The organism is Bacillus pretiosus, from assembly GCF_052947655.1.
Window position 1 is genome coordinate 100,678 of record NZ_JBRFUV010000002.1, and the last position, 19,844, is coordinate 120,521.

The 19,844-nt window shown below is 33.9% G+C and carries 11 protein-coding genes and 4 pseudogenes; 6 read left to right on the top strand and 9 right to left on the bottom strand.

From position 1 onward, the window contains the following. Positions 1-192: 192 nt before the first annotated feature. A complete protein-coding gene (locus ACU8YW_RS27775) occupies positions 193-1,110 on the bottom strand; it encodes a CPBP family intramembrane glutamic endopeptidase (RefSeq protein ID WP_426934541.1) in 918 nt (305 codons plus the stop codon). A 565-nt stretch (positions 1,111-1,675) separates the two neighbouring features. On the opposite strand from ACU8YW_RS27775, the gene aimA reads away from it, so the two are divergent. Continuing rightward, on the top strand, positions 1,676-3,262 hold the full coding sequence (gene aimA / locus ACU8YW_RS27780) for a glutamate/serine transporter AimA (RefSeq protein ID WP_426934540.1): 1,587 nt from the start codon (positions 1,676-1,678) through the stop codon (positions 3,260-3,262). A gap of 281 nt (positions 3,263-3,543) precedes the next feature. Here aimA and ACU8YW_RS27785 read toward each other — a convergent pair whose 3' ends face one another. Further along, positions 3,544-4,617 carry a DUF5105 domain-containing protein gene (locus ACU8YW_RS27785; protein WP_330939158.1) on the bottom strand — a complete coding sequence of 358 codons (1,074 nt, stop codon included), beginning with the start codon at positions 4,615-4,617 and terminating at the stop codon, positions 3,544-3,546. Positions 4,618-5,233: 616 nt separating this feature from the next. Here ACU8YW_RS27785 and ACU8YW_RS27790 point away from each other — a divergent pair. Together ACU8YW_RS27790 and ACU8YW_RS27795 are read left to right on the top strand one after the other, a co-directional pair. Then, positions 5,234-5,635, top strand: a complete 402-nt coding sequence (locus tag ACU8YW_RS27790; protein WP_426934539.1) for a BlaI/MecI/CopY family transcriptional regulator — start codon at positions 5,234-5,236, stop codon at positions 5,633-5,635. Further along, positions 5,635-7,557 carry a M56 family metallopeptidase gene (locus ACU8YW_RS27795; protein WP_426934538.1) on the top strand — a complete coding sequence of 641 codons (1,923 nt, stop codon included), beginning with the start codon at positions 5,635-5,637 and terminating at the stop codon, positions 7,555-7,557. Before ACU8YW_RS27790 ends, ACU8YW_RS27795 begins: the two co-directional genes overlap by 1 nt. Positions 7,558-7,784: 227 nt before the next feature. On the opposite strand, the gene ACU8YW_RS27800 is transcribed toward ACU8YW_RS27795, so the two are convergent. The 3 genes from ACU8YW_RS27800 to ACU8YW_RS27810 all read right to left on the bottom strand — a co-directional run bounded on the left by ACU8YW_RS27800 (position 7,785) and on the right by ACU8YW_RS27810 (position 11,548). Beyond that, positions 7,785-8,636, bottom strand: coding sequence for a DUF2935 domain-containing protein (locus tag ACU8YW_RS27800; RefSeq protein ID WP_098522022.1), 852 nt, complete (start codon positions 8,634-8,636; stop codon positions 7,785-7,787). Positions 8,637-9,029: 393 nt separating this feature from the next. Further along, positions 9,030-10,607, bottom strand: a complete 1,578-nt coding sequence (locus ACU8YW_RS27805) for an FAD-dependent oxidoreductase (protein WP_426934537.1) — start codon at positions 10,605-10,607, stop codon at positions 9,030-9,032. Between the two features lie 494 nt (positions 10,608-11,101). Continuing rightward, entirely contained in the window at positions 11,102-11,548 is a 447-nt protein-coding gene (locus ACU8YW_RS27810) for a GNAT family N-acetyltransferase (RefSeq protein ID WP_426934536.1), read from the bottom strand. 208 nt (positions 11,549-11,756) lie between these two features. On the opposite strand from ACU8YW_RS27810, the pseudogene ACU8YW_RS27815 reads away from it, so the two are divergent. After that, positions 11,757-11,998, top strand: a pseudogene (locus ACU8YW_RS27815) (ClbS/DfsB family four-helix bundle protein); the annotation flags it as partial. 167 nt (positions 11,999-12,165) lie between these two features. Here the strand turns inward: ACU8YW_RS27815 and gad are convergent. Further along, complete coding sequence (gene gad / locus ACU8YW_RS27820; RefSeq protein WP_098647649.1) at positions 12,166-13,635, bottom strand: glutamate decarboxylase; 1,470 nt, start codon at positions 13,633-13,635, stop codon at positions 12,166-12,168. 1,522 nt (positions 13,636-15,157) lie between these two features. Between gad and ACU8YW_RS27825 the strand changes: the two genes are divergently transcribed. Further along, the gene (locus tag ACU8YW_RS27825; protein WP_088055876.1) at positions 15,158-15,868 is read left to right on the top strand and encodes a DUF421 domain-containing protein; all 711 of its coding nucleotides are present in this window, start codon (positions 15,158-15,160) and stop codon (positions 15,866-15,868) included. A gap of 173 nt (positions 15,869-16,041) precedes the next feature. Here the strand turns inward: ACU8YW_RS27825 and ACU8YW_RS27830 are convergent. Then, a pseudogene (locus ACU8YW_RS27830) lies at positions 16,042-16,183 on the bottom strand (DUF1259 domain-containing protein); the annotation flags it as partial. Continuing rightward, a pseudogene (locus tag ACU8YW_RS27835) lies at positions 16,171-16,581 on the bottom strand (polysaccharide deacetylase family protein); the annotation flags it as partial. The pseudogenes ACU8YW_RS27830 and ACU8YW_RS27835, both read right to left, overlap by 13 nt. 343 nt (positions 16,582-16,924) lie before the next feature. On the opposite strand from ACU8YW_RS27835, the pseudogene ACU8YW_RS27840 reads away from it, so the two are divergent. Further along, positions 16,925-17,390, top strand: a pseudogene (locus ACU8YW_RS27840) (helix-turn-helix domain-containing protein); the annotation flags it as partial. A gap of 186 nt (positions 17,391-17,576) precedes the next feature. On the opposite strand, the gene ACU8YW_RS27845 reads toward ACU8YW_RS27840, so the two are convergent. Next, positions 17,577-19,598 (bottom strand): serine hydrolase domain-containing protein, encoded by a 2,022-nt coding sequence (locus ACU8YW_RS27845; protein ID WP_426934535.1) that lies wholly within the window; start codon positions 19,596-19,598, stop codon positions 17,577-17,579. Between the last annotated feature and the right edge of the window lie 246 nt (positions 19,599-19,844).

Genomic DNA, 19,844 nt, shown 5'->3' on the forward strand with positions numbered 1-19,844 from the left:
CGATAGAACTCTTTACTTAGGAATCCCTCACTTCTAAACGAAGTGAAAGTGGGGGGAGTTCAACTATTATATGTTTTAGGATGTTACTAGGTAAAATGAAGCATATTGAATGATGTTTTTTCGTTTTGGGGAAGAATATGATTCTTAACTTGATAGTATTGCTATCAACCTATTATTCTAGGGATTTCTTTTCTATTTACTTATATTTTCATTGTTACTGAACTTTACTCCATTAGAAGTTTGTTTATATCCCAGGTTGCCTCGTGTGAAAATAAGAATAAGCAAAACAATAAACCCCAATCCTATCACTACAAATGTATCTGTATTCTTTAAAACAGCGTTGGTGGAATGAGTTTGTGCCAAGCTAAACGTATTTACACTTGCATGAACTAGCATGACAATAAATAAGTTACCGTGATTACAGTTATAGACCCAAGTGAGAATGATTGAGATTGGCAAACACAGTAAAATAAAAATTGGCAAGTGAATATATAGGAGAGAAAGGTCAGAACCCGGTCCACCCCTTTGTGCAGCCGTTAAGAAATGTGGAAGATGCCAAAAAGTCCACAAAACACTAAGGAGTAATGTAGCTTTTAGCGGTCCAAATTTTGATTGTAATCGAGGCAGAGCGAAACCACGCCATCCAATTTCCTCCGGTAAAGGTCCACCGAGAAAGAAAATTGCTACAAAAGAGATGAGATAGGTTATAAAAAATTCAAAATTAAGGTCACGGAAAGTAGGTATCTCTCCATTTAATATCACCATACCTAGAAACATTGCAGCGGGGATAACGATGATGGTAAACAAGTACCACTTCAAACCGACTTTAGTAGATAGGATGCTTTTTCTAACTTTTTTCCATGACTCTTTGCCTTCAAGGGTTCGAAACATGATATACGCTGCTAACATAGGGCCTACAAATGCATTGGCAAAAAAGAAAATATCAAATACCTTTGTTTTAGGAAAAATCCCCCATTGCGATAAGATAAATGGAATTAATACAACCCACGAGAATAAATATGCCATTACAAAAAATGAAGTTAACGGATAGGATTCCAAATACCCTCTCAGACCTGTGGATGAGTTTTTTGATTTCGTTAAATGCTTCAACACAATCACCTCTCCATTTATAAAATACCTTATATGTGCTAATTCTACATATTTTCATAAAGAACCTTTTTGACGTAATAGATTTGAGTTTTTTGTAAGAAAGGAGCGATACATTACCAAAGAAATGTAGAAATTTGTATAACAGTTTCCTTCATTTTCGTGTCTATCTTGAATGCATCTGGGGGAGCATCTCATGCCTATCAAATTAAGAACATAGACAAGATGAACTTCGTCTTTTAGAACTAAAATATTCTTAATGCAGAGGTACACTCTAACAAATGTGGTTATTAGTGCTTCACTAACATGATTCGTTGAACCCTCAATATAGAGGCATACTAGATTATGATGTTTTTCCGTAACAAATATCGTTAAAAGTTTTTAGGTTTAGAGAGACTTATAGAGGGTATACATACATTATAAAGAGTTGGTTAGAGATAAACTTTATAGTGAATTGGTCTATAAAACTTACATTCTTACTTTAAATAAAAAGGGGGGAGTATATATGAGTAAAAGGTTAATGAATAAGAGGATTCTATTTATTTTGTGAACGAGGAGCGTGTGAAAAATGAAAAATATGAAACGTAAGCTAGGAACCTTTGCACTTACAATGACTGGGATTGGTTCGATTTTAGGGTCTGGCTGGTTATTTGGTGCATGGAAGGCCGCCAAAATATCAGGAGCGGCCGCTATCTTTTCTTGGGTCTTGGGAATGATTGTAATATTATTTATTGCCTTACCATATAGCGAGTTAGGAGCCATGATTCCAGAGGCTGGCGGAATGGTAAAATATACACAATACTCACATGGAGATTTCGTAGGATTTATTGCTGCATGGGCTAATTGGATAGCCATCGTCTCAGTTATCCCGGTTGAAGCAATAGCGTCAATACAATATATGAGTTCATGGCCTTGGGAGTGGGCAAGTTGGGCCAAGGATTTAGTAGACAATGGGATGTTGACTTCCAAAGGTCTTGCAGCTGCTTCTTTACTTATTTTAATCTATTTCTTTTTAAATTATTGGACTGTTAGTCTATTTGCGAAAGTAAACTCGTTAATTACTATATTTAAAATTGTAATTCCTGGTCTTACAATTGGTGCATTGCTATTTGTTGGATTTCATGGAGAAAACTTTACCAGTCATCAGGACTTTAATGTATCTAATTGGTCAAATGTATTAACTGCTATGGCAACATCCGGTGTTATTTTTGCATTCAATGGTTTTCAAAGTCCAATTAATATGGCTGGTGAAGCAAAGAACCCAGGGAAATCCATTCCTCGGGCAGTTGTAGGATCCATTTTAATTTCAACTATAATATATGTATTATTACAAATTGCTTTTATCGGCGCTGTAAATCCCAATATGATAATTAATGGATGGTCGAATTTAAATTTTAATTCACCATTTGCTGATTTAGCGATAGCACTAAATATTAATTGGTTAGTTATTGTATTATATTTAGATGCTTTTGTATCTCCTTCTGGTACAGGTACTACTTATATGGCAACCACATCACGCATGCTATATGGAATGGAGAAGAATGGATATTTCCCTAAAGTTTTTGGGAAATTACATCCTATATATGGTGTGCCTAGATTTGCCATGATGTTTAATTTAATGATTTGTTTTGTTTTTTTATTTTTATTTAAAGGATGGGGTGTTTTAGCTGAAGTTATTTCAGTAGCTACATTAATTTCATATGTTACTGGACCTATAACAGTAATGACTCTAAGAAAAACTGCACCTAATTTTCATCGTCCTTTCTATATAAAAAGATTAAACATTATCGCGCCTTTAGGTTTCATTTTTGCATCATTAACATTATATTGGGCAAGATGGCCATTAACAGGAGAAGTAATGTTTATTATACTTATGGGCTTACCTATATATTTTTATTATCAATTAAAAAGAAAATGGGTTGGATTTAAGAAGAATTTTTTAGCTGGATTATGGATTGTGGGGTATTTATTATTTATGATTTGTATATCGTACATTGGAAGTGAAAGATTTGGTGGATTAAATATTATAACTTATGGATGGGATATGGTACTTATTTCAATTGTTTCATTTCTATTTTATAGATGGGCTATAAATAGCGGATTTAAAACAAAAGATCTAAAAGTAGCTCAGAAAATTAATGGGGGAATTAGTTAAATAATATACATAAATTAGAAAAATGGATTTGTTACAGAATGCAATAATCAAAAAACGAGTGGCACATGCCTATTTATTTGAGGGGAGTAAAGGAATCAGAAGATATGCATGTGCTTTATTACCTGTAAAAACATAATTAAATATGCAAAAATGGGAAGCTTTGGTTTTTATCGACCTGAAATTTGTTTTTAGCGTTTTGGAGATAACAGTTGTTGTAAGTCATTATAAAATTGAAAAAACGAAGTTTGGTTGTTACAAACTTCGTTTTCGTTCATATCTTTCTATTGTTTTAAAAATTCTCCCATTATTTCCATTACGTCCTCTGAATCGTTTACTTTATCTTTCGAAAAACGCCATTGTTCTTTTCCGTAGCGTTCCATCTCAACCTTTATTACTTTTTCTTTATCTGAAACTTTTGCTTCTGGCAAAATAGATATAAAGTAACTAAACGATTGGCTAAATAATTTAGACTGTTCGATTCCTGGAGTTTCTTTTAGCAATCTTTCGTTTTCCTTATTTAATTTTGGCTGCAATTCACTTAATAATAATGGTTTCACTTTTAATTCTACTTCAACTTTATCTTCCTCAGGAGAAGAACCTACTGATTTTACTTTAAATGTAACTTTTTCCTGAAGTACAGATTTCAACTTTTTGTAATAACTTTCAAATTCCTGATCACTAATTCCATTATGCGTACTGGACATTGCGTCTTTTTTAAATTCTTGTTGTATATTTTGAGTAAATTGTTTTCCGTCTTCACCGGATAATTTATTAATTTTGTCTATATCTTTATCATAATAAACAGCATTTATATAGGCTTTTAGAACTTCAGCTGGTTTGTTTAAGTCTTTTGTGTTCTTTTCTATTTCTTGCGTATCAATTTTGAAAGAAACTTTTTCTGTTTCCTCGTCTCTTTTTTTTGTTTCTTCATTGGAATAAACGAGCTCATATGATGAGGCTTTATTCACTTCATAGTAGAGAATCCCCGATGTTTTTTTACCAGGTTCTAATTCTATTAAACGTAATTTATCTGAATCAGCCTTATCATATTTCTTCATTTTTTCATCACCTTGATATAGTGTAAAGAGATAAGGTGATATCTCTAACATTTTATCCCCTTTATTTTTCAAACTCACTTTGAATTTCAATACTTTATCTTTATTTATCCCTCCCATTGACCCATTTAATGGTAATACGTATTCAGCATTTTCAACTTCAATTTCCACATTCTTTGAAGACGAAGATGCCTTTCCATTTTTTACAGTTGTGGAACTTTGTGAAGAACTACAACCAGTCACAATAGTTAATGTGAATATAAACAAAAAACAAAACATAAAAATCTTTCTAAGTTTCACTTAAAAACCCTCCATCCGATTATTTAAAAATATTTACTATTTTACCATGAAATTCTATGTATATGTCTATTGAGCGACAAGGTAGCCAAACTTAGGGATAGAAGAACTAGAGATCCTCCAAGCCATGCTGGTGACATTGTACACTTGTTACCTTCGACTGCAGAACAGAGTGAAATTGTTAAAACTTTACTTTATGTCTGATGTGTTCGAATATGAATTAAAACATAAATATAACGGCTTCTTATTTTATTATTTGGTCAATAATAGTCAAATTATTTTTTTGTTAGAGATAACTAATTCCTGATATATAAATATTAATGATATGTATTTTTCCATATATGTTGCAAGAACATTTGTTCGTTATTAAAATTACATTAGGAATACGGCCACATCGCTATCAAGCTAACAAAACAAAATACCCCCTAAAATGAAAAACAAGTATCTTTTCCTATAATTCTATAGAAAGAATAGCGTATTTTCATTGTTTTTGGGATTAATTTCTTAATTTTCGTGGAAATGTATTTTAAAATCCAAAATATGTTTGACATTCCAGGATTACGTTTGTAATATTTAATTACAGATTACAAATGTAATACGGAGGGTGGAATTTTAGACAATGAAAGAATTACCTAAAATATCGGAAGCTGAATTGGAAATCATGAAAGTTCTTTGGTCAAAATCTCCTCAAACGGCAAATGAAGTGATTGAAGCGCTAGAGGTAACGATGGACTGGAAACCGAAAACGATTCGAACGCTGATTAATCGATTAGTTCACAAAGAAGCAGTGGCTTATCATCAAGATAAAGGGCGTTTGTACTCTTATTATCCTTTGGTATCGCAAGATAGTTATTTACAAGTAGAAACGAAATCTTTACTTAAACGTTTCTATGGTGCAGCATTTAAACCTTTACTTGTAAATTTCTTAAAAGAAGAAAAGCTGTCTTCAGAAGATATTAACGAACTTAAACGTATTCTGGATGAGAAAACTGAGGAAAATCAGAGGAAGGATAGATTATAGTGATAGAAAAATTTATAAATATCTATCTACCTGCTTTTTTTGATTGGATGATTGAGACTTCCATTATGGCTAGTATATTAGTGGGCCTAATCTTGTGTATCAAGGTCTTGTTTAGAAATAAGTTAACTCCACGTTGGCAATATATGCTATGGATCATATTAATTATAAGACTTGTATTACCTTGGTCGCCAGATAGTTCCTATAGTATCTATTCTGTTCTTACTTACAAGAATGATGATGCATTCATTTCTAGGGGAAATCCTGTAGCTAAGTTTCTTACAAAAGAGAGTACGCAAGAATTAAAAGGTATAGACGATACAAAGGTTCACACAAATGAAGATACTTATACCTCAAGTTCAACAAAAACTGTTCAGGCAAACAAGACACAAGCAGGTATTAATGAAAAGCAGGAAGATGAGACATTTTCATTCTATACAATCTGTATGTATATTTGGCTTACTGGCGTTATTCTTCTAAGTGTTGCTACTTTTATAATGAACAGGCGTTTATTACTTTACATAAAAAAACAACCTGTTATTACAGATGAGAAGATTGTCCAGATTTTTGAAAAGTGTAAGCAATCTATGTCTATTCAACGGAATATCCCTCTATTTGTATCTGGAAAGGTTTCCAGTCCAACGGTGTTCGGATTTATTCGCCCCAAGTTGTTGTTATCCAGTGTACATATGAAGATTTTAGATGAACAACAATTACGATATATTTTTTATCATGAATTAGCTCATATCAAGCGAAGAGATGTTGGTGTGAATTGGCTTATGCATGGGTTACTCATTTTAAATTGGTTTAATCCCATTCTATGGTATGCCTACTCATGTATGCGGGAAGATCAAGAACTAGCATGCGATGCATTAGCTCTTACATGTATAGATGCAGAGGAACAAATTGCGTATGGACATACTATTATTAGTCTATTGGAACACTACTCAAGTTATTATCAAGTACCAAGTATAGCAAATTTTAGTAAAAATAAGAGAGCGTTAAAAAGGAGAATTCTAATGATTAAAAAATTCCAAAAAAAATCATATCGTTGGTCTGTAATAGGGGCTGTGGCAATTATTGCCGTTTCATCTGTATCCTTATTAAACGCCCGTGCTGATAAGCCGACTACCCTTGAGAAACAACAAATAGAAGTGAAAAATAATATGAAAGAATTAAAAACGCAAACAGATGTTCCTATACAGCAAATTGTAGAAAAAATGATTGGTACAAAAGAACAAGCAGAAGCAGAATTTTTTGTTTCAGAAGGAGACTATAATACTTTACTTACAGAGCTTGGAGTGGCGAGGAATCTGTTTACGAAAGAAGAATTTGATCGATTCATTACTTTGGAAACAGAAGCACATATTTTAGATAAAAAAGTAAGGCAAGTAGGAAGTCCTGAAAAGTTAGACCCAGAAGAGGAAAAAAAATATGAGAAAAACAGTGAAGAAATTGGACCATTTAGAGAGAAAATTCATTCGCATTTTAGATTAACTAAAAAGGAAGCACAGAAATATGTTGATTTTCCAATTAAGACCCCAAGTTATGTGGTAAAAGGGTTTAAATTAACTGGAGAAGGTGTTACAACACCGATGACTACTGGAAAAATGAATCCCGATTTTATTTATGAATATCAAAATGAAAGTAAAGATAATGTATATATTGTACACCAATCTGCAGTTACTGATGATGCAAAAGAATTCTCGAATAAAAGAGCGGAGTATAATGAAAAGGTAACAAATTATGAATTAGAAGGTACAAAAATAACCTTAGTTGAAAGTCTTGATACAGAGGAAACCTATAAAGCAATGCAAATGATTGTTCCTGCAAAAGGAAAGAATAGCGCTTATCAAGTCTTTATTATTGCAGGTGATTTAAGTAAAGAAGAAACAGAGAAAATTATGCTGTCCTTTCTAAAATAATAATAGAGTCTCAGAATTCCGTTTAAATAGACTAAACTAAGAACAGGGGGCAAGAGCTGGAAGACCTATTACGCATTATAGATTTGTTTGTAAAAGAAAAAAATATACAACTTGGTTTAATTTAGAAGATGATGAGTTTTATGTCATAACAAATCATTATAAAAAAGAAGTTAACAATTTATTGTTAACTTCTCAGCTTAAGGAAAAATAGTATCTTTCCTTATTTTTTAATATCTAGGTTGTGATTTAATATTGGTAAGATGAGCATCAAACATATCAATTATTTCAAGAAATCTATCAGCTTCACGAAATACATGGTCTGCTAATAATGGATGAATGATACTCTTTATTTTACATTGCTCAATTAAATCACGTGCCGTTTTCTTAAAATCCCGAAGAGATGTGACTGACACACGATTTTGATCTAAAAATTGATCTAAAAGAGGAACTGTTTGAGATTGTGGTTTCATAGATTCTAAGTCAACTGCTTGATACATCAATTCATCAAAATCATTACTAAAATTTCGTGCTGTATCTACAAGCTTTCTTTCCGATGGATCAAGAAGATGACCAATAAATTTAGCATGGTCTGCCATAATTCTTAAAAAGAAAACATTTTCTTTAATAATTGCATCTGGAAGGGCATCTAATTTACCTTCATTTAATTCAATTAAACGGTTTCTAAAATAATTAGCTTCCCTACTCGTGTGGTCAACTAACAGTGGGAAATTATTTTGTCCTGGCAATTTACACGTGAGAATTAACCCTAGAATTTTTCGTTTAAACCCCCAAATATTAGTTGCCGCTTGTTGTACTTCTGAATTAAATCTTTTTATTTGCTCAGGGTCTGTTTCATTTGTATAGGAATGCGCTATTTGTTCGATATGTTCAAACAATCGATAAAATTGATTAGCCTCTTCTATTAGTTGGGTATCCTCACATCTAAATCCCAATCGAAGAAAAAAAGAATGCTCCTTCATGATTCTAGACCAAAAACGAATTTCATTTAATGATCTTTCAACAAACATTACAGACGTAACACCCGTATCAGGGTGTAATGAGGTTTCATCCCTATTCATTCTTAATCCCCCCACTAAATACTAAGCTAGTTCTATTCTTATGAGTAAATATATATATAAATACCATCAATAAAAATTCATGAAGATAATGATAAATCTCATATACATGTAAAATTAACCTACCTTATCATTATCAATAACCAAAGTAAGTCTACTCCTTATACACAAATAGATAAGGAGCGCGCTTACTTTTCTTCTGAAGTTTTCCTTAATATATCCCTAGTTGATAGTGATGTGGTGGGTCCCTATATGACGAAGAACGAATGTAAATAATATAAATCCCCCAACATAAATAATATATTGGGGGGATTTATACTAAAACATTTTATAAATTTAAGTTTTGATAAATATTTTTTCGAAACACGCTCTTTCTTTTTGGTTAAGTGTTTTTTATTAATAACCAGAATCTTCTGAAGTAAGATTATCAAGCATTTTATAGTCATACTTTTGTAATGGTTTTTCAGCAGGCCCTTCAAGTACTTCTCCTGTATACGAGAATCGCGAACCATGGCATGGGCAATCCCAAGAGCGTTCTCCATTGTTCCATTCAACTTCACATCCAATGTGGGTACAAGTTGTATCTACAATATGAAGTTTGCCTTCTGCATCTTTATAAGCTCCTTTTCTATGTCCATCAATATCAACGACAGCTCCTTCATCGTTAGATAAATCACGAATACATTTTTGAGGAATCTCTAACTTTCCTTTAATTAAGTGTCCAACAACATTGGCATTTTCGACTAAGAAATTCTTTAAACTAGGATTCATGTGGAAACGAGAGGGAGTATATAATTCCCGATATTTGTTTTTTTCTTTTAATATGATGTCTCGAAATAAAAGCGCCGCTGCGGTTCCGTTTGTCATACCCCATTTTCTATATCCAGTAGCAATTAATATATTTTTCTGATCGGATGTAATTTCACCGATATAAGGAATTTTGTCTAGTGTAATTAAATCTTGAGCTGACCAGCGATAGGGGATACTTTCAAGGCCAAAAACTTGTTGCCCGAATATTTCTAGTGCTTCATAATGTTTTAGTGTTTCTCCGCCTTGTCCCGTTTTATGGCTTTCTCCAGAGATAAGAATAAATTTTTCACCATTAATTGTTGTAGAACGGAGGGAGCGGGTTGGTTCATCTACACTAATATACATACCACCTGGATAATCTGTTTTTGTCTTAGCGGCAATTATATACGATCGGTCTGCATGCATTCTTGTAGAGTAAAGTCCTGCGCCTTCATAAAAAGGGAAATGAGAACAAGAGAGAATATACTTTCCTGTAATTTGAGCTCCTCCACGGGTAAGAACTACAGGTTGTTCACCTGTTTTTATATTTACTGCTGTGGTATTTTCAAAGATGTACCCACCTTTTTCTGTAATTATATTTGAAAGATGAGCTAAATACTTAAGGGGATGGAATTGTGCTTGATTTCTCATAACAAGTGCATTATGTATTTTTAAATCAATAGGAAGTTTGTTTACAAGTTCGCCATCAATACGAAGTTCATTATAAGCTTCTGCTTCTTTTTCTAACTTAAATGCATATTCTTCTGTTGTGGCATACAAATAAGCATCTTGTTGAGTAAAATCGCAATCAATGTGATGTTTATTAATTGTGGTTTGAATGAATTTTAAAGCATCTATGTTTGCTTCATAATACAATCTTGCGGTAGTTTTTCCAGTATATCTGATAAGCTCGTCATAAATCATGTCATGTTGAGCCGTAATTTTAGCTGTCGTATGTCCAGTCGTTCCATTTAATAACTTGTCTGCCTCTATAACAGCGACTTTTAGGCCTTCATTTACTAAAAGATAGGCAGAAGTAATGCCAGTAATTCCTCCTCCTACAATAATAACATCTACTTGCATGTCATTTTCTAAGGAAGGGTATTCTGGTAAATGAATACTGCTCGTCCAATAAGATTCGGTATTATGAGGTAATATTCCACCGTAATTATTGTTATTTTTCACTATAAATCCTCCATCCAATGGTTTATAGATCTATTATTTCCATTTATTAGAGAGGTAAACTTTTAGTTTAGAAAGCAGCAAATTGTGGCTGGATGGCATGTTCAATTTAGATGTAATTTTGTGTAAATAAAAGTAATTTGTCTATAGCAAACATCTTTAATTAACTTCCATGTTCAGAAGGATAAAAAGTAGAAGATCCACATGGTGAAACAAGATACTTCTTAGTTTGCGTTAATGACTCGGAGGATATTTTTTCTCTATTCTAGACATTGTGTTGTCTTTAAATAAAGTTTAATCAAATTAATACTAAATAATCTTGATAAACAATCATAGAAAAGAGCGTGTTTTGAAAAAGGTAAATCAAAACACGCTCTTAATATTTTCAGTTGTTTTATTCTTTTATAAAAAAGTTTAATCATTTCCTATCTGCATGACTATACTATTAGACTCTTTCCTTTAATAAGTTTAAAAGTTAATGTGGAGAATTCAAGTGCTTATAAGGAATACTTAGCTAACTGTTCACCCCAAGATGATAATTCAGTTTCAATAAATCCTGCTTTTTTATATACAAATTTAGCTGTAAGGTTTTCAGGAGCATATCCAATCATTATTATAGAAATGTTTGCATTATTATTTCTTCTTATCTCTTCAATAACTAGAGGTATAGCTTGTTTACCTATACCTCTCCCTTGAAATTTTTTATCAATCATAAGTCTATAAATCCAATAATTATTATCATCAGAATCTATCCCAAACATAGTAAATCCTATCATTTTTTCATCAAGATAAATACCTTTTGCATAGAAATTATCTAGAAATTGAACTTCTGCGATAGAATAAAGGTTGGATGCAATAAATGTTTGTTGTTCTTTTTTAACAGAAAGTTTAATTGCTTCTTCCCAATTACTTTTGTCAATAGACTTTAAATAAATTTTCTTCAATCTGATACTCTCCTTCCAATATTGAGGAGGAACCACGTAGTTTATGGGCTAGTGATACGTTATCCTCTTGTTTTTTTGCCCAATCAAATAGAAATATTTTCTCATCGACAACGCCTCCTTAAAGGTACAATTCAAAGCATATTATTATAATCAATATAAATATATTCTTTCCACTATAAATTCTTTTCCTGTTGAAAAGATCTTATTTTTCTATCTAATTTATGAGCGGTTAACCTTAAAACAGCAGGAGGAAGAATTAACAAAGTTAGTTAAATATTAGTCGATTGGATAAATGATCTTTCTGAAGTAGAATTATTCCAACCAGAAAAAAGAAAATGGGCCACAACAAAAGCAAAGTGACCTATTTGGAAATGGGTGCATATCAATACAGTTGCTCCATTCACGAATTTCAGAACTAAAATACGAAAATGGAAAAAAACAGTCGTATAAGTGATTTAAGAAAAGTAGATATCCAGACATTTAGACGAAAGATAATAAAGTCTATTTCTTATATATGGGTTAGCTTCAGAAAAATGTGGATTTACAACGTTAAGGAAATTCCAATATAAAAAAGCCTAACTTCTCAATTTAATGTGAAGAAATTAGGCTTTTTTTATTTAGTGATGAAACCCATTATCACATTTCGTATCATGTGGCATAGGCCCATCCAGGGAATCCAGAAAGGCAACAGTCTGTTTGAGGTTTCTCAAAAATAAATGCGCAAGATCCATGGAAAATCCATTTCGAACCACAACTCGCATAATTGTCACCGCTTCCATATCTGGAGGCAATGGATAGGCGGGTACTTGCCAACCGAACACACGCAATTGTCGAGATAAATCATAAAGGTTCCAGTTTGATGTGTAGCCATCTTTCAGTCGCCAAGCGAAAACCGGAATATCCGATCCATCGGACAAAAGTTCGAACGGTTCCATCTTCTGAATGGCCTTGCTAAGAAAAAGAGCGACTTTCTGAGAAGCCTTTTGGACATCATAGTACCCACTTTTCCCTAAACGCAAGTAATTGTAATATTGCAGGAGCACTTGTGCGCCAGGACGAGAGAAATTCAGGGCAAAGGTCGGCATATTCCCGCCCAAATAGGAAACGCGAAAGATTAGATCCTCAGGGAGATCTTCAGCTTCCCGCCAAATTATCCAACCCAACCCAGGATAAACTAATCCATATTTATGTCCGGATACATTGATGGACTTTACCCTTGGTAATTGAAAATCCCAGACTAAATCTGGTTGAAGAAACGGTGCTATAAATCCTCCTGAAGCTGCATCCACATGCATGGGAATGTCAAGACCAGTCTTCGCCTGTAAATCATCCAACGCTTTCGCAATTGCGGCAACCGGTTCGTAAAGACCGGTATAAGTCTCACCGAGAATCGGTACCACACCAATCGTATTTTCATCCACGGCTGCGAGGACCCCCTGAGAATCCAATTGGGGATGTTCAGGGTTAACCTTCACATAGCGTGGTTCAACCTCCCAATAATTCGCGAATTTTTCCCAAACGACCTGAACAGCAGAACTAAACACAATATTGGGACGATCCACGGGCTTCCCTTCGCTTTTACGTGCATTTTGCCAGCGTCGCTTTAAAGCAAGCCCACCGAGCATACATGCTTCTGACGATCCAGTTGTTGAAACGCCCATAGTCGTAAGGGGGCTTGGCGAATGCCAGAGGTTGGCTAAGATACGGACACACCGCTCCTCAATTTCAGCTGTCTGTGGATATTCGTCCTTATCAATCATGTTCTTGTCGAATGATTTTGCATATAATTGCTCTGCGGCAGGCTCCATCCATGTGCTAACGAATGTTGCAAGATTCAGGCGGGCGTTGCCATCAAGAGTAATTTCATCATGGACAATCTGATACGCTGTTTCTGATAACATGCCTTCATCAGACATATGAAAGCGTGGAACGACGGATTCTCCTTCGCGGGCAAACAGAGGATTTACAGAAAATTCGTGAGGCAGCTCTTTTTGCATGTGATGAGGTAGAGACTGTGGATTATCTGGCATGATCTCTTTTCCTTCATATGCATCGTTTTTAACCTCTGCTTTTCGATCCTGTGGCATATAAGCACCCCTTAATTAATTGTTTAATAAACATATTATTTACAAAAAATCATTTGTTAAACAAAGGGGACAATTCTATTGAACGACTCAACACAATACCTACTTTAGCTTGGTTTTCGCAACTTCGGCAAATGAGGGGGGATAGAACGTTAAAGATTTTACGGTTGCAACGTTTTTCTGCAACCAACCTCATATCTTAAGTTTTTGAATAGCAATCTGTACAAGTAAATGATAGTAAACATGTTGGCCTATGCCAATTGACACTCATCTCCCCCCTACTCACTAGGCTTTGACCCTTCACGCTCCTTGAGGAAGGAGTCTTCTTGACTAAAATGATAAAAATGCACCATTTAATACAATGCGTACATCAATTTAGATCCAATAATTTCGAAAGCGTTCGCACATATAAATAGTCAAAGAAAAGGCACTCCTAGGAGTGCCTTTTCTTTGACTTGAACCACGTTCCTATAAATATTCCCCATCCCATAAAAACACTTCCTATAAAACAGAATCTTAGACATCAATAGACTTTATTTAAAAAATAGTTTACATATGTATGGGTGGTAACAGTAACGCCACATCATACATTTCTTTCCATTCCATTCACTGGGGGTTTGTGTTAATACGTTGCTAACACGGACTTGCAAACAAATAATGTATGTTTTCATACAGGCGCAGCAGGCAACTCTGATAGCAGTAATTAACGTATCCTCTGCAGCAATCTCTGCCAGCACTAATTCATAATATATAAAAAAGGATAGTGAAGATTATAAATCTGTATTTTATTTAACCTTAAGGTCATTACAGAAAATAATATCCGAAGAAATGTCTCAATTAATATAGCTACAAATGGAAAATCTAAAAATACGCGTAATACCATTAAGCGTTAGAGTGATTGCAGATGAAAGAGAAGGATAAATATCGACCATAAATAAATGATTCGAAATGAAATAGATACTTTAAATGTTTGTCACTCCTTTAGGTGGAGGAGCTATTATACAAACTCCAGGAGAACAATGACGTATATTGAATGTTATAACCATAACGCAAACTACAAGAGGTGTTTTTAACCTATTACTGTCCGCAAGCAAATGTCAGTATACGTATTATAGAGTTATCACAAATGTAAATTGGGGCTTGATAAAATAGTTATTGTATGATGAATAAATAAAAGAACCAGTTTGCTATAAATGGTTTTTTTCCACACAGTGTGCAAGAAATTCAAGGAAATTGGACCATAGAAATCTGTGGGATTCCTTGTGATAATAATGTACTGAATAGAATCAAAAAGAGCGCTAATCGAGAGCGTTCCTTATAGCTAATCATAACGAAGTGAAGAACTGAAATTATATAGAAAGTTAGTATTATTTTTTGAGAAACTTGACAACAGGATTGAGATCAATTCATCTACATGAAATATCTAATTGTTATTGAACATAATAAATTCTTTTGCAAAGATACATATTATCCTTATATAAAATGTTATTATTCGAACACCCAACCGTAAAAGGAGGAGCTATTTGTGTCTCAACATATAGAGATTATTTTGAGAACTTTGTTATCTTTCTCAATTTTATTTATCGGAGCTAAAATATTAGGAAAACAAATTATCGCTGAAATGAATACCTTTGATTTTATTGGTGCTATCTCTATTGGAAGTATTATTGCAAATTTGGCATTTAATTTAAATGTAAAAACTCATCATGCAGTTATTGCTTTTCTTATTTTAGTATTTATCATTTTAATGGTTAGTTACATATCCATGAAAAGTCGAATAGGCAGAAAAATATTTGCAGGAAATCCAACAGTCATTATTGAAAACGGAAAAATTTTAGAGAATAATATGCGGAAGATGCGCTATTCTCTAGATTATTTAAACCAACAATTAAGAGAGAATGGTATTTTTAACATTGAAGAAGTTCTTTATGTCGTAGTTGAAACAAATGGTAAAATATCTGTTTTGAAAAAACCGGAATATCGTACTGTTACAAAACAAGATTTAAATATACCAACAAAAAAAGAGTATAAACTTCCCATCGAGCTAATTATGGATGGGGAAATTATGACAGAAAACTTAAGGCAAAACAATCATACGGAGCTAGAATTACAGTGTGAACTAAAAAAACGTAACCTCCACTACACAGATGTTACGTATGCTGTACGTGCTGCAAATGGAAATATCTATATTGATACCTATAAAGATAATATTACCTCTCCAATGGACCAAGAATAGGCTATTTCTACTAAAAATACAAGTGAACATATCGTTGTGATGCTTCCGCAAATAACTGTAATTCATCTTAAATGGTCCATAAGAAAACATCATTCTTTCTAATCTAGCTTGTTTAGGGGGTAACTTGAGATCCTATTACCCATAATAAAAAATGAATAAACCCAATTCATTTTTTATTGCTCTTCGTTATTAGCGACAGGATAGCTGTTTAAGGATAAAAAGGAATTCGCCATTTTTTTTTGCAAAATGCAACGGGGGTTCTACCGATTGGATATGAATTTACATAATTAGGGGATTCATGTATAACCAGTAATTTGTTTGATAACTTCATCCGTTCGATTTAATTCTGATGTTAATTTAGCTGCAGTAATGGTTTTATCATAAATGTGATTATAAGTATGATTAGCAATTTCATGTCCTTCTTTTACTTCCCTTATTAAAATAGCAGGAAACCTTTTAACTTTATTACCTGCTACGAAAAAGGTTGCTTTTGCATTGTATTTAGCTAATATATCAAGTATTTGAGGGGTGAAAACAGGATGAGGACCGTCATCAAATGTTAGTGCAACGATTTTTTCCTTTGTATTTACCTCCCAAATTACCTTCCCTGTTTTTTCATATTCCTTACGACTATCTGTAAAAGCATATATGGATATTGGTTTTGAACAAAGAGAAATTATAAAAAAAATGAGGAATATCGAATTTTTTTTCACAACTAATACACTCCTATAAGATACAAGTAAGTTTAGTTTATGGAGTTATTATTAAATTATTTAATTAAAAAATTAAAAAGAGGAAAGTGGCAAGTGGGGAAGGTTAGAACTATCATGTTGTCCTCAGTTCAGGGTTCAATTTTATCATTTTAGCCAATAAGAATCCTTCCTCAAGGAGCGTGAAAGAGCAAAGCCCAGTGAGTAGGTCGGAGATGAATTAGCTTCGAACAAGGGATAGCAGGAAGCCATCTTAATTGTTCGACATACAGAAAGTGTTACTTTACTACCTATCGAATGTACGTTTGGTATATGATAGTTATATACCGAAATGGAGGTGAATGAAATGATGATCAATAAAGCCTATAATTTTCGTATCTATCCAAATCAAGCACAAGCAATTCTAATCAATAATACGATTGGTTGTTCTCGTTTTGTATTCGATCATTTCCTATCTCTATGAGATAACGCATACCAAGAGACGGGGAAAGGTTTAACATATGGTACATGCTCTGCCAAACTTCCTGCCATGAAGAAAGTGTTTGTTTGGCTCAAAGAAGTGGATAGTATTGCGATTCAGTCGTCTGTTCGCAACCTCACGGATGCTTATACACGCTTTTTCAAAAAACAAACTAGTGCCCCGCGTTTCAAATCTAAGAAAAACAACGTACAATCTTACACCACAAAACAAACAAATGAAAACATTGCCATTGAAGAAAAAAAAGATAAAGCTGCCGAAACTAGGTCTTGTTCGATTTGCCAAGAGTCGCGAAGTAAAGGGACGTATTGTAAATGCTACGGTTAGAAGGAACCTATTAAATGTCCTAATAGGCTCCTTTTTTTAAGGAAAAAATTTCAAATATAGAGTCATATTTCAAATCGTTTGCGTTTTCATACAAATCTTATAAAGTTAAAAATTTCTTGCTTTATTTTAGCTTGTTATTGATAAGATACTAGCATTCAATTTTTTTATGATTCAATCTAGGATAAAATATCTACTACCGTTTGATAGGCAGTGCATAATAGCCAAAAGCTATATCCAGCAAGGCACTTGCCTCTTGACGCAGTAATAGGTCTTTCGGACGGAACATAAAGGAACCATCAGCATTGATGGAAGTATCAGGGTCTAGAATTCCTTGGGAGGCAAGTGCTTGAATCGATTGGACTGCCCAGTCATCTGCGGCATCGAGTAATTTAACTTTAATAGCTTTATCAGGTTGAATCGGTTTCAAGTCTAGAATTTGCTTAACGTTTTGAATCATGGTTGCTGCGACCTGTCGGGTAATCGGAGTAGCACGGTTATACTCTGGAATTCCATTCATAATTTTTGCCCTTGCCTCCTTGGATTCGTCTGGAAAACCGTTAAATCCATGAGCAAGTAACAACGTATCCGCAAACTCTCCTTGTGTCATAGCACCCATTGGATCGAATAAATTACCTTCTTTAGCATCCATAATGTTTAAAGCATAAAGATTATCGATATGACTTCTATAGTTACTCATTTGCGGGACATCTGCTAAGGACGGTTTGTTGTTAATTTTTTGTGCATCAGCCATGAAATCTAGGCTTTTAGGAGAGCTGTAGTGAAAATATGTGATTTCTCCAACTGCATTTTTTTTGAAAGCAACCTTGTAGCCTTCTGAATCTTCAAATAACAACGGATGAATCATTTTGAGAACTTGTCTTCCGGATAATCCCCCTTCCATGACCAAATTCCCATTTTCATAGGTAAAGTGGGTTCGAATTGAAGCAAAACGTGTGTTTTGGTACAAACCCAAATATTTCTGGGATTCTTTCTCCTCTAACGAAAGATATTTAGTTTTTTCCACCTTCTTAGCAGGGAAATAGTGATCCATGAGAGCTTCATACACGTCTATACTCATCGTTGAATCATTATTGTAAGACATGAAGAATGCTGTTTTTTGTTCAGGCACTAAAATCATCAGTGATTGATGTCCAGGCATACTCCCCCCTTTCATTACAACGTGTTGACCGTTAGCAAATTCATTGAAAGGCGTTTCAAATCCAATTGTCGCAACAGGAATCGTCTTATCATCAAAAACTTGATAGGCATGCATCATATCCATGCTTTTTTTACTTACAATTTCTTTGTCTTTAAACTTTCCTTTCTGTAGTTGCATAATCATGTATTTTGACATGTCTTCCGCAGTAGATAAAACGCCTCCTTCTGGTGCATCCGTTATGTTCCTACTTGTTGGAATCGGATCGCCAGTGGGACCATAATGTGTAGCCATTCTTTCGAGAAGATCAGGCGTTAAGCTCATACTTGTAGATTTCATGTCTAATGGTTTGAAAATATTCTTTTCCATATATTTAGAGAAGGGGGTACTAGTAACATTCTCTACTGCAAACCCTGCGAGCGCAAATGCGACGTTGTCATACGTATAAACTTCACCTGGTGGCCGTACTACAGTTGGCATATGTTTAGAGAAGAATTCTTTCATCGGTATACTATTATTAACGTATTCAGGTCCAGTTATCGTTGTGAGATTGGGAGAATCTACCCCGCTGGTATAAGTGAGCATATCAAACAAGGTAAGGGGTTTTCCTGTTTGATTAGGTATTTGTAATCCACCAAGATATTTTTGTACGTCTTGATCTAGTTTAAGCTTTCCTTTATCGGCTTGCTGCATCACAGCCAAAGCAGTAAAAGTTTTCGAGACTGAAGCTATTTGAAAGACCGTGTCCTTATTAACGGGGATTTTCTTTTCTTTATCAGCATATCCATATCCTTTATTGACAACGACCTTTCCATCATGAACGACGACAAAACTAGAACCATTCACATTATATTTCTTCATTTTTTCCTCAAATAACGGATCAGCAAAAGATTCTATTTCTTTTTTATTAGTAGGTCCTTTCGGCATTTGGATATTAGTTCCGGATGCCAATGGCTTTGATTTTTCAGCCTCTAATGATTGTTGGGAACACGCAGAAATCATGGTTGAAGAAGAAAGAAGAACTGCAACAATCCCCAGTTTGTTAATTGCTTGTTTCATTTTTGTACGCTCCTTTATTTAGTTGGTATTTTTTGTTAGCACAACGAGTTAGCGGCTCGTTAGTGTATGAACAGAGTGTAGCAAGAGGCAAGTCATAGTAGGTAGTGAGTTTTTGTAATATTTATAAAGAAGAACAAAAATTGAGTGGGATACAGCGGTATTAATAGTTATGTCATATAAACAATGACATTTTGACACTACCGTATGTGACATAAAAAAACTTAGAATCAAAAAGCAGTTTTTAAA

Coding starts and splice junctions, on each gene's coding strand:
- gad (WP_098647649.1), bottom strand. CDS start 13,635: ATGCCACAGGATCGAAAAGCAGAGGTTAAAAACGATGCATATGAAGGA.
- ACU8YW_RS27800 (WP_098522022.1), bottom strand. CDS start 8,636: ATGAATAGGGATGAAACCTCATTACACCCTGATACGGGTGTTACGTCT.
- aimA (WP_426934540.1), top strand. CDS start 1,676: ATGAAAAATATGAAACGTAAGCTAGGAACCTTTGCACTTACAATGACT.
- ACU8YW_RS27790 (WP_426934539.1), top strand. CDS start 5,234: ATGAAAGAATTACCTAAAATATCGGAAGCTGAATTGGAAATCATGAAA.
- ACU8YW_RS27845 (WP_426934535.1), bottom strand. CDS start 19,598: ATGAAACAAGCAATTAACAAACTGGGGATTGTTGCAGTTCTTCTTTCT.